General features: G+C 74.6%; 9 protein-coding genes. 4 read left to right on the top strand and 5 right to left on the bottom strand.

Annotation, left to right across the window (positions count from 1 at the left end):
* Positions 1 to 1,045 (bottom strand): hypothetical protein (locus tag ACJOT3_RS11950; RefSeq protein ID WP_406971919.1); only part of this gene is annotated, 1,045 nt, incomplete at its 3' end.
* A gap of 295 nt (positions 1,046 to 1,340) precedes the next feature.
* On the opposite strand from ACJOT3_RS11950, the gene ACJOT3_RS11945 reads away from it, so the two are divergent.
* Positions 1,341 to 1,736: a hypothetical protein gene (locus ACJOT3_RS11945; protein WP_406971917.1), complete on the top strand. Its 396-nt coding sequence runs from the start codon at positions 1,341 to 1,343 to the stop codon at positions 1,734 to 1,736.
* Positions 1,733 to 2,764, top strand: a complete 1,032-nt coding sequence (locus tag ACJOT3_RS11940) for a hypothetical protein (RefSeq protein ID WP_406971915.1) — start codon at positions 1,733 to 1,735, stop codon at positions 2,762 to 2,764. The genes ACJOT3_RS11945 and ACJOT3_RS11940 overlap by 4 nt, the downstream gene beginning before the upstream one ends.
* A 46-nt stretch (positions 2,765 to 2,810) precedes the next feature.
* On the opposite strand, the gene ACJOT3_RS11935 is transcribed toward ACJOT3_RS11940, so the two are convergent.
* The gene (locus tag ACJOT3_RS11935; RefSeq protein WP_406971913.1) at positions 2,811 to 3,557 is read right to left on the bottom strand and encodes a YqjF family protein; all 747 of its coding nucleotides are present in this window, start codon (positions 3,555 to 3,557) and stop codon (positions 2,811 to 2,813) included.
* A 17-nt stretch (positions 3,558 to 3,574) separates the two neighbouring features.
* Positions 3,575 to 3,814: a GntR family transcriptional regulator gene (locus ACJOT3_RS11930; RefSeq protein WP_406971911.1), complete on the bottom strand. Its 240-nt coding sequence runs from the start codon at positions 3,812 to 3,814 to the stop codon at positions 3,575 to 3,577.
* Positions 3,815 to 4,850: 1,036 nt separating this feature from the next.
* Between ACJOT3_RS11930 and ACJOT3_RS11925 the strand changes: the two genes are divergently transcribed.
* Complete coding sequence (locus ACJOT3_RS11925) at positions 4,851 to 5,066, top strand: hypothetical protein (RefSeq protein WP_406971909.1); 216 nt, start codon at positions 4,851 to 4,853, stop codon at positions 5,064 to 5,066.
* A gap of 157 nt (positions 5,067 to 5,223) precedes the next feature.
* Here the strand turns inward: ACJOT3_RS11925 and ACJOT3_RS11920 are convergent, their stop codons facing one another.
* On the bottom strand, positions 5,224 to 6,309 hold the full coding sequence (locus tag ACJOT3_RS11920; protein ID WP_406971908.1) for a hypothetical protein: 1,086 nt from the start codon (positions 6,307 to 6,309) through the stop codon (positions 5,224 to 5,226).
* Between the two features lie 411 nt (positions 6,310 to 6,720).
* On the opposite strand from ACJOT3_RS11920, the gene ACJOT3_RS11915 reads away from it, so the two are divergent.
* On the top strand, positions 6,721 to 8,748 hold the full coding sequence (locus ACJOT3_RS11915; RefSeq protein ID WP_406971906.1) for an acyltransferase family protein: 2,028 nt from the start codon (positions 6,721 to 6,723) through the stop codon (positions 8,746 to 8,748).
* A gap of 76 nt (positions 8,749 to 8,824) precedes the next feature.
* Here the strand turns inward: ACJOT3_RS11915 and ACJOT3_RS11910 are convergent, their stop codons facing one another.
* Positions 8,825 to 11,002, bottom strand: coding sequence for a DEAD/DEAH box helicase (locus ACJOT3_RS11910; protein WP_406971904.1), 2,178 nt, complete (start codon positions 11,000 to 11,002; stop codon positions 8,825 to 8,827).

Raw genomic sequence — 11,002 nt, 5'->3', positions numbered from 1 at the left:
CCTCGCAGAACCAGTCCTGGGCTTCCTTGTCCTGCTTCTCCTTGCGGTCGGCGGGCCGCTCCGGGTCCAGGTCGACGACCTGGGCCTGGAGGGCGGCTCCGTCGACGGGCAGGTACACCCGGAGGCCGTAGTCGACGGCGGCCTCGTCGGCTCCGGACAGGGGAACCACGAGTTCGCCGGTCGTGTCCAGGATGTCGTCCGCCTCCTCGTGGACGTCGCAGTCGATGGCGCGCAGGGCGGCGGTGATGCGTTCGACCGCGGCGGTCCTGGCGCGTTCGCGGTCGGCTCGGGCGACGGCGGCCCGGACCTCCCCGGCGAGGTCCTCGGGACGGTCGGCCTCGCGGATCCTGCGCCGCAGGTCCTCGCGTTCGGCCGCGGGCGCCCGAGTGGCCGCGGCCGCCAGTTCCTCCCGGGTGCGCAGCCGCCGTTCCCGGGCCGTCCTGGTGTTGACCGAGCGCGAGAGGCTGCCGAGCAGTACCGACTCCCGGGTGGCGAAGGCGGTGCGGGAGAGTGTGGGGGCGTCCGCGGCCATCGCGGCCAGGCGGGCGCCGATGATCTCGATGTCGGCCTCGTCGATCCGCTCGGCCTCCTTGTCGACCAGCTTCCGGCACCGTTCGAGCACCCGGGCGTTGGCCTCGGCGTCCGCGGCCCGGGAGGCCGCGGCTCCGGGGGCGGGCCGCGCGGTGCCCGTGCCCGCGGCGCGCACCGGCGCCGGAGCGCCTGCGGTGCGGGCGATCCGGGCGCCGACCGCCTCGGCCCGGAGCCGGGTGAGGGCCTCCCGGGTGCGGGTGAGCTCCTCCCGCGCGCGGGCGCAGGAGGCGACGATCGCCTCGTCGGAGTCGGTGTCGTCGGGCACGGCGATCGTGTCGGGGTCCGACGCGGCCGTGGGGCGCCCGCCGAAGGCCCGCAGTTCGGTGCGCGCCTGGGTGAGTTCGGCGCGTACCGCCTCCACCCGGGTCGCGGCCTCGGTGACGGTGAGGGCACGGCCGTCGATGAGGACCGTTCTCACCGGAGGGGAGAAGTCACCCGAGTATGCGCTGCTCAACCCGCTCCGCTCTCTGCTCGTGGCGCCACGGACGGTGGGCCGCACAAGACCGCGTTGAAGAAGGGTCCCGTAAAGGGCATTCGCCTAAGACCCCCGATGATCAGCCATATTATCCTCAGCACACCAGAAGAGAAAATTCGACCAGCAGAAAGGGGTGAAACATACCAGGCGTCACACAAGCGACTCCAAGAACAAACCTCCCATAAGCACCATTATTCAACTTGTTTCATAAAGCCCTCCCACCTGCCGATACGCTTCCCTCGAAATCGCCGAATCCACTGGAAAGCACACGAACATGTCCCAAGCCCTCAGAACCGTGGAACGGTTCTGCAAGGAACACCCGGTTCTGGCGGAGGCCGTCAAGGACCGTCCCGAGCTGGAACGCCTGTTCCTGGAGCTGGAGCGCCGGGCCCGGGAGCGGAGCCTGCGGGAGGAGGACCTGGCCGATCTCCACCGGCGCCTGGAGCGTGCACGCGACAAGGGCGACCACCGGGGCAACGGTGAGGACCCCCGGGACCACACCGGCGGCCTGCCGGGGCTGGCGGCCACCCTGGCGCCGCCCTCGGAGTTCGTCTGCCCCGGTCCCGGCCGCCCGTGCACCCGCACCGAGGCCACCAACCCCATACTGGAGTCCCGCCCGATGTGCGCCCTGGCCGGCCTGAGCATGCCCAGACGGGCCCGGGCCCTGTGAACCTGCTCCTGGCCGAGCTCGGCAAGAAGGGCGCCGAGCACTGGTGGTCCCTGCTGGCCCTGCCCGGGGTGCTCTTCCTGCTCGCCGTCGCGGGCAGCGCCTCGGTCGGATTCGTCGGGACGGACCTGCTCACCGACGTCCGCGCGGCGCCGACCGCGCTCACCGAGCTCGAAGGGCGGGCCCGGGGCCTGGCCGGCTCCACCACGGTGGTGGTGGTCGTGCTGGTCGCCATCGCCCTGGCGGGGCATGCCGCCGCAGTGGCCGCGCGCTTTCTGTCGCTGCTGGTACGGGCGGTGTGGCTGTCCACCGCCTCGCTGCCGGAGAAGCCCGAGGAACCGGAGACGCCGGAGGCGCCGGAGAAACCCGAGACGCCGGAGAAGCCTGAGAAACCGGGGACATCCGAGAAACCCGAGACACCGGAGAAGCCGGAGAAGAACGACGCCCGGCGCCGGTGGACCCCGGGCCGGGTGTGGGACCGGGTCGAGCCGAGACGGCGGGCCATCCGGCGGAGGCAACGGCGCTGGGACGGCAGAGCGAACGACCTCATCGCGCAGAACCGCGTGTCACTCGTCCGCCCCCGCCGGCCCACCTGGATGGGCGATCGCATGGAGGCCCTGGCCAGGCGGGTGTACACCGACTACGGGCTGGACGTCTCGTGGACGTGGCCCCGGCTGGTGCTGCTGCTGCCCGACCGCCCGGTGGAGATGGTCGACGGCTGCCGCGCCGACCTGGACCGCGCCGTCCTGCTGGGCGGCTGGGGCGTGCTCTACCTGGCCGCCGCCCCCGTGATCGCCCTGGTCTCACCGGCCTGGTGGATCCCCGCCGCCGTCGGGGTGATCTGCCTGGTCACCGCCTGGCGGCAGGCGCGGTCGGCCGTGGACAACCTGGCCACGCTGGTGGAGTCGTGCTACGACCTCTACCACCGCGAACTCCTGCGGGCCTTCCCCGGTACCGGCCCCGCCGAGCAGGAGGCGTTCGACAGCGTTCACGGACTCGATCTCACCGTGCTCTTCCGCAAGGGCCGGTGAGGCCCCGCCGGGCCGCGCCGCTCCGTGACGCGGACCGGCGCGGACCCTAGACCAGCGACACCGTGAACCCCGTGTCCGTGCCCGGCGACCACAGCGCCGACACCGGCCGCTCCGTGAGCGGTGTCAGCCCCGCGGCGCCCAGCAGGTCGCCCTCGTAGTGCAGGAATTCGGCCCGGTGCAGCGGCCAGGGCCGGTGGTCGGCGCGCAGCCACCAGGTGCGCCCCAGGTGGCGGGTGTGCAGCCCCCAGCGCGCGGTGAGGAAGTGCTCCAGCGGGCCGGGGTGCTCCAGCGGTTCGCCCGCCCGGACCGCCCAGCGGCCCCGGGCGCCGCCGGGGGCGCGCCGGCGCACCGCACCGGCCCGCACACCCTCCCGCCCCCGCACCAGGGAGATGTCGGACCACATGTAGGGGAGCCCGGTGAGCGCCCGGGCCGCCACCACCGCGTGTGCGGCGTCGGCGTCCATGCTCAGGAACACGACCCCGCGGCGGCCGTGCCGGTCCACCGAGTACACCCGTACGTTCACCTCGTCGAACCCGCCGAGGGGCACCCCGGCCGCGGCGTTGACCGGCATCCGGAACGCGACCAGGCCCGCGTGGGCGACCCCGCCGAGCAGGTCGGGCCGGGTGCCGGCGGGCAGCAGCGGGGCCACCTGCGCGGGGTCGACCGGCCAGTGCAGGAAGACGACGTCGCTCCAGCGCTGGCGCAGCAGGACCGGCCGCGGCCGCACCCGCGGGGACTCGGGCGGCAGCTCGGGTACCTCGGCCGCCGCACCCCGCCGTCCGCCACCGCGCACCGGACCCTCCCGCCTCGTCAGGCCGGGGCTCCCCCGACCGCTTCCAGTGTGGCCCCTCCCGAAAACGGCGACCGCCCGCCCACCCGGTACCCGCGGTGGCGCAGGGTCTCCACCGGGCCCTCCTGGGTGAGCTCCACCATCGCCTCGCGCACCGGCGTCGCGGAGACCCCGAGCCGCTCGGCGAGGGCGGGCGCCGAGTGGATCCGGCCCGGCTCCGGCTTCTCGGCCACCATCGCCTCGCGCAGTGCGTCGACCACCCGTGAGCGCAGGCTCGGACGCTCGGGAAGGGGCTCCGGGAGGCCGGGGAAAAGGCGGGCTCGGGGGCGGGCGGCGGGGTTCTGTGAACAGGTCGGCGATTGGCGGTGCGATTCCCCGAGGGCCTTTCCGCCGCTTCTCTGCGTGGACGGATCGGGCCCGGGGAAAGCGCATGTCAGGGAACTTCGAAAACAGCCGACACCCGGCCGCGCGCCGACCCCGACCGCCGCGGCCGTGGCCGGGCCCGCGGGCCGCTCCTGCCCAGGGCTCCCCCGCCGCGGGCCGCGTTCCGGCCGGGGTGGGCACCCCTCGCGGCGGACGGCTCCCCCTGCCGCACCGCGCCTGCGTGCCCGGTGCACCGCGGCACGGGCGTCCGCGCCGGGGCGCTCCGGCGGGGGCCGACCGCGCCGCCGGCGGCCCTGCCGCGGAACGGGATCCCGACCAGGACACCAGAAAGAAGAAAGTTACTGGTGTCCGTTTCCCCACCCCTTCCCCGCACCGCTCCTTCTCCAGAGATATCCGTTTTTCTCTGGAGAAATCAAAAGGCCGCAGACCCTCCGACTCCGCAAAATAACACTTCCTGACATAACAACATCACCTGGAGTGATTTCGGACAGTCCGCGGGGTATCAATTTGTCAGTAAACGTCACCGGAAGCGAAAATCGGAAAGGAGGTGAAGAGTGGGCCGCCCGACCGCGGCCCGATCACGCAGGAGGGCCGCCCCGGCGGACCCCGCGAACCTCTGCCTGCCCAGCGAAGGGTGTCGCGGCGATCCGCACCGAAGCGGCCCCACCGGACCGGTGAGGGTCCGGGTTCTCACAGGTTCCCCGGTCACGGACCGTCTGACAAGGGTGAGGACCGTTCCGCGCGAGCGCTCCGGCCGACCGTCGAGGACACCCCCGTGCATTCCCGTGCCTCAAGAGACTGCCCCCGCCCCACCGGCCACACGGCTCCCGTCGGGATCGAGGACCGTTATCAGTCCCGAACCGACCACGGAGCGCATCCCTGTCCAGTCCGAGCAGTCCGAAAGGGGCGACCATGACCGCATCGCCGCCCGCCCGACCTCCCGAGCGACCCGACTCCGACGGCCGGATCAGCCTCCGCGTCGCCGTCATCGCGACGCTGGGCGTCCTGTCCGGGGCCGTGGCCGGGTCCCTGACCTGGCTCGCCCACGACAACGTCGCGAACGCAGTCCTCGTGGGTCTGGGCACCATCGCGGCCGCGTACGTGTTCTTCCAGCGGATCATCCACTGAGGAACCCGCGCGGGGAGCCGGGCCCCGGCGTGCACCGTCCTGTGCGCCGGGGCCCTCCCCTGCCCGGCCCGGCCGCGCACCTCGTTCGCATCGAGGGGGTCCGAGCTTCGGCGCCGCTGCCCGCCCCCGCGGCCCGACCCCGCCCCGGCACCCGGCCTCAGGGCTCGTCGGTCTCCAGGGGGTCCGCGTGCCCGGCCCGGACGCGCCGGGCCACCTCGCCGAACCCGCCCCGTTCCAGGACCGCCACCTGGTCGCGGACGAAGGCGTCGCGTTCGGGGCCCGGGGTGAGGGAGTCGATCATGCCGCGCAGGATGGCCACCTGGACGTCCCGCTCGGTGCCGGCGTGGTCGTCGTCCTCGGCAGGCCACCAGTAGCTCTCGTACCCCTCGCCGTCCACGTCGCTGCCCGGTCCGGGCTCGACGGTGTCGTCGAGCCCGTCGAGCTCATCGAGCCCGTCGAGGCCGCCGAGGTCTTCGGCGCCGGCGTCGGCGCCGTCGGGCACCACCGGCACGGGCAGGGACACCCCGCCGGCCGCGGCGCGCGGGGGACGGGGCCCGGGGCGCGGCGCGGGCAGGGGCGCCAGGTCGTCCTCGGCGACCCGGGCGGCCTCCCGCACCACCCGGTCCTTGCGCAGGTCGGCCATGCGGCGCAGCCGCTCGGCGTCGCCCGCCGACAGCCGCAGGTCCACCTCGTCGGCCCACACCACGATGCCGCTGCCGATGACCACGTGCTCCACCGCCAGCCGAGCGGCCAGTTCGCACTCGGCCATGCCCTCGTCGGCGGGGTCGGTCTCGCGGACCAGTTCGGCGGCGCGGGTGACGACGGCCAGCACCGCCGGGCCCATGGGGTTGCGCAGCCGCAGGTCGACGGTGTTGGACCAGCGCCAGTGGACCACCGCGGAGAAGTGCAGGTCGTAGTCGTCGACGGCGCTGGGCAGGGCGATGGGTCGGATGCGCCGCCCGTCCCGGGGGCGGGCGGGGGACGCCCCGGCGGCCGGGGTGCGGCCGCCCTTACCGGCACGGTCGTCCCTCCCCGCGGGGTCGGCGCCCGTGTCGGCGCCGGCGTCCGTGCCGAGGTCGTCGGGGGCCGCGTCCAGGGCCGGACGGGGGGCGCGGACGGGGTGGCGGGCGCGCAGTTCGAGGGCGGCCGCGGCCGCCAGGACCACCGGGACGCACAGCAGGGCCCAGGGGCCGATCAGGGGGAAGAGCGCCGTCGGGACGATCACCACGGCGATGGCGAGCACGACGAGACGGACGCGGATGACGGGGGCTACGGTGGGCCTCCTCTCGCACACGGCCGCGGTGACGGGACGCGGGCCCGGGGGTCGGGGACACGGAACGCCGCACCGGGGCCGTGCGCGCCGCCGACCGGGGACGTTTCCGTATCGCACAGTCTGCCCGAGATCCGGAGCGCGTGCGCCGCCCTCCGGCGTTCCGGCGCCGGTGTGGCGAACATCCGGTCACGGGAGGGTGTCGCCGGGGCCGCCATCGGTGGAACAAGAGGGCGCGTGTCGGCTTTCGGTGTCCCGACCCCGTGCATGGCATAACAGAATGCGGACACACATCCTGTGAACCCATCCCCCGCGCACGTCCACCTCCATCCCCCGCGCCCATCCCCCGGCCGGTCCTGTTCCCGTTCTTCGGAGAGTCCCGCGATGCCCTCCGCTCCCGTCCCCGCCTCCGCCGCCGCGGAACGCCGCTTCCGCCCGGAGGTGCAGGGGCTGCGCGCCGTCGCCGTCCTGCTCGTCCTCGTCTACCACCTGGATCCGTCGCTGCTGCCGGGCGGCTACGTCGGCGTCGACGTGTTCTTCGTGATCTCCGGGTTCCTCATCACGTCGCTGCTGTACCGGGAGGCGTCGGGGCGGGGCGGGGTGTCGGTGGCCCGGTTCTACGCCCGCCGGGTGCGGCGGCTGCTGCCCGCGGCGACCGTGGTGCTGGTGGCGACGGGGGTCGCGTCGTACTTCCTGCTGCCGGTGACCCGGCTGACCGACACCATGTGGCAGCTGGTGGCCTCGGCCGCGTACGTGGAGAACCTGTACCTGGCGCGGCAGTCGGTGGACTACCTGGCCGCGGAGGTGGCGCCCTCGCCGGTGCAGCACTTCTGGTCGCTGTCGGTGGAGGAGCAGTTCTACCTGGTGTGGCCGCTGCTGTTCATCCTGTGGGCGGCGCTGCGCCGCCGGGGTGCGGGCACCGGGACGCTGATCGCCCTGCTGGGGTCGCTGCTGGCGGCGTCGCTGCTGTGGTCGGTGGTCACCACGGGCGGGGAGCCGTCGGCGTACTTCCTGCCGACGACCCGCGCCTGGGAGCTGGCGGTGGGCGGCCTGCTGGCCGTCGGCCTGGCCCACGGCCACCTGCCCGAGCGGGTGCGCCTGCCGCTGGGCTGGGCGGGGCTGGCCGCCATCGTGGCGTCGGCCGTGCTCTACGACGGGTCCACCCCGTTCCCGGGGTGGGCGGCGCTGCTGCCGGTGCTGGGTGCGGCGGCGGTGATCGCCGCCGAGCACGTGCCGGGGCCGCTGGCGGCGTCGGCGCCGCTGAGCACCGCCCCGGCCCGCTGGGTGGGCGACGTGTCGTACTCGCTGTACCTGTGGCACTGGCCGCTGATCGTGCTGGCCCTGGCGGTGACCGGCCGCGACGAACTCGGCTGGACCCTGGCCGTGGCCGTGGGCGCGGCCTCGCTGCTGCTGGCCTGGGCGACCAAGGTGTGGGTGGAGGACCCGGTGCGCGACCACCGCCTGGTCCGCGGCGGCCGGGGCGCCCTGGCGGCCGCGGTGTCGGGGGTGCTGGTGGTGGCCGCGGTCGGCGCCACCCTGTACGTGCGGGTGGACCGCGTCCAGTCGGTGGAGTTCGACCCGGACGTGCACGTGGGCCCGCTGGCGCTGGGGCGGGCGGCCACCGGCGAGCCGGTCTTCCCGTCCCCGGTGGAGGCCGAGGACGACGTTCCGCTGCTGTACGACGACGAGTGCCAGGCGCCGCACGAGGCGACCGACCCGGGCGACCCCTGCGTGTACGGGCCGCCGGACGCCGGGCGGACCGTGGCGGTGGTCGGTGACTCGCACAGCGCCCAGTGGGTGCCCGCGCTGATGGGGCTGGGCGAGGAGCGCGACTGGCGGCTGGTGCTGTTCACCAAGTCCTCGTGCGCGTTCACCGACACCATGACCCGGGGCCCCGAGGGCGGCGCCTACGAGGCGTGCCACGAGTGGAACCGGGCGGTGGTCGACGAACTCGTCGACCTGGAGCCCGACCTGGTCATCACCAGTTCCTCGACCTCGGCCAAACCGGTCGAGGGTGACGAGGACGACCGGGTGCCCCTGGTGGCCGAGGGCATGACCCGCCTGTGGGACGAGGTCGGCGAGGCCTCGGGGCCGATCGTGGCGGTGCGCGACACCCCGCGCCAGCGCCGGGACGTGGTGGAGTGCGTGGCCCGCAACGCCGACGACCCCCGGGCGTGCGCCATCCCCCGCGCGGAGGCGTTCGAGCGCGACGACCCCCAGGAGGAGGCCGTCGCCTCGCTGGCCGGCGAGGCCGCCCTCGTGGACATGAGCGACCTGTTCTGCGCGAACGGCGAGTGCCCGGCCGTCATCGGGAACGTGATGGTCTACCGCGACTCGGGGCACATCACCAACACCTACGTGGAGCTCCTCACCGACCACCTCGGCGAACGCCTCGACGAGGCCCTCGCCTGACCGCGGGCCCCGCGCGGTGGGCGCTGGCCCCACGCGCTGGGCGGTGGGCGGTGAGCGCTGGGCGGCGGCCCACCGCTCATCCGCGGATCTCCTCAAGGACTTCCCAGGCCCCGTCCAGGTCGATGGCGCGGTCGGCGTGTGCCCGGTCGAGCAGCCGCGCGGGCAGGTAGCGGTCGTAGCGTCCGACGTGCTTGTCCGCGGTCTCGGCCGCGAGCTCCAGCGGATCGGGCCGCGGCCCCTCCAGCAGCCCGCGGACGACCTCGGCGAGGCGGCCCGGGTCAGCGCCCCGCACCGGCACGACCCCGTCGGCGCCCTCCGCCCGCAGCCCGGCCCGGGTGAGGAGCTGGCGCAGCGTCCCCAGCACCGCGTCACCGCGCCAGGGCAGCAGCACCGTATCACCGCCGACCAGGTGGACCGGGGTGTCCCCGGCCCCGGCCCCGCGGAAGGCCGCCCGCGCCCCCTCCAGGAGGAAGGCGGCCGCCGGGTCCAGGTACGCGGGGACGTCGTCGCTCTCGTACACCCGGCGCATCCGCCGGCGGACACCGTCCCCCACCGGGGCGGCCGACCCGCCGAACCCGGGCGGGGCACCCGTCCCGGCGGCCGGGGCGACCATCACCCGGGCCTCGTTCCGCTCCACCCCGGTCACCCGCCAGTGGCGGCCGCCGAAGGTCAGCAGGGTGCCGGGCATCAGGGACGCCGCCACCGGAATCGTGCCCACCACGGTCCCGGAGGCGATGACCTGGAACTCCTCCGCCGTGTCGAAGGTGGCGTAGAACGAGTGGAGGCCCAGGATCCGCTCCCCCGCGCGGCCCGGCAGGAGCAGCCCGCTCGCGTCCTGCATGAGAAGGCCCCGGGCGCCCATCTCCCGCAGCAGCAGCGCGAAGTCGTCCTCGGTGACCCGCGGGAACACCCCGGACCCGCACAGCAGGGCGTGGAGCCGGTCGGCCCTCGCCCCGTGCAACTGGGCGGTGAGGGCCAGGATCTGCTGGATCAGCGTGGAGAAGTCGGGGACGTCCAGGCGCGGGGGTTCGTACCAGCGCTCCCGGAGCAGCTCCATCGTCGCCACCGCCTGGATGAGACCGGTGCGCAGGGACTCCAGCAGGTCCCGGGGGCGCGCGGACTCGACCACGTAGGCCAGGAGCCGCCCCTTGTGCTCCCCGCGCCCCGACCGCCCCAGCCGCTGGCGCAGCCCGGCGACGCTCGGCGGCACGCCGAGCTGGACGACGCTGTCCACCCACCCCACGTCGATGCCGAGTTCGAGGGTGGAGGTGCACACGACCGTGGTCGGCGACGAGCGCAGCCGCAACCGCTCCTCGGCGCGCAGGCGCAGCTCCGCGGAGAGCGACCCGTGGTGCGGCAGGAAGGGGGTGGGGATACGGTCCCGTTCGGCGCGCTCCGTGAGCATGCCGGTGCAGGACTCCACCTCCGCCCGGGAGTTGGCGAACACCATGTTGTGCCCGCCGCGCAGCACCCGGTAGAGGTCATCGACGACGTCGGGGCATATCCCGCCCGATCGCCGATCCGGGTCTTCGACGTAGCCCCGCAGGGCCACCTCGACCTCCTTGGCGGCCCCCTCGTCCCGGACGACCACCACCTGCTCCCCACCGCCGGGCCGCAGGTACTCCGCGGCCTGGGACAGGTCGGCCAGGGTCGCCGACAGGCCTATGCGCGCCGCCCGGTGGCCCGCGGCGGCCTCGATCCGGTGCAGGAGGGAGCGGAGCTGGGCCCCCCGCGCGGTGCCGAGGAAGGCGTGCAGTTCGTCGATGACGATGTGCGACAGGTCCGCGAACAGCTCCGGGGCGGTCGACCCCCGCAGGACCAGCGTCGCCTCCAGGGATTCGGGCGTGATCATCAGGATGCCCGACGGGGCGGCGCGGAGCCGGTCCTTGCGGGTGGCCGACACGTCCCCGTGCCAGGGGGTGACCGGCACACCCAGGCGGCGGCACAGCGCGTCGATACGCCGGTGCTGGTCGTTGATCAGGGCCTTGAGGGGGCTGATGTACAGGGCCTGGACCCCGCCCGGAGCGCCCGCGGCACCGCGGGTCCGGCGGACCAGGGCCGAGCACACCGGCAGGAAGGCCGCCTCCGTCTTGCCCCCCGCCGTCGCGGCGGTGACGATCACGTCGGTGTCCCCCCGCAGGATCGGGGCGATGGCCTGTTCCTGGACCGGGCGCAGGGCCGGCCAGCGCTGCTCCCACACCCAGCGCTGGACCTCCCGGTCCAGGAGGTCGAACCCGGAGGGGCGGCCGGGCAC

The sequence above is a fragment of the Nocardiopsis protaetiae genome (assembly GCF_045446735.1).
GTDB lineage: Bacteria > Actinomycetota > Actinomycetes > Streptosporangiales > Streptosporangiaceae > Nocardiopsis > Nocardiopsis protaetiae.
This window is presented reverse-complemented; position numbering and strand designations above follow the sequence as displayed.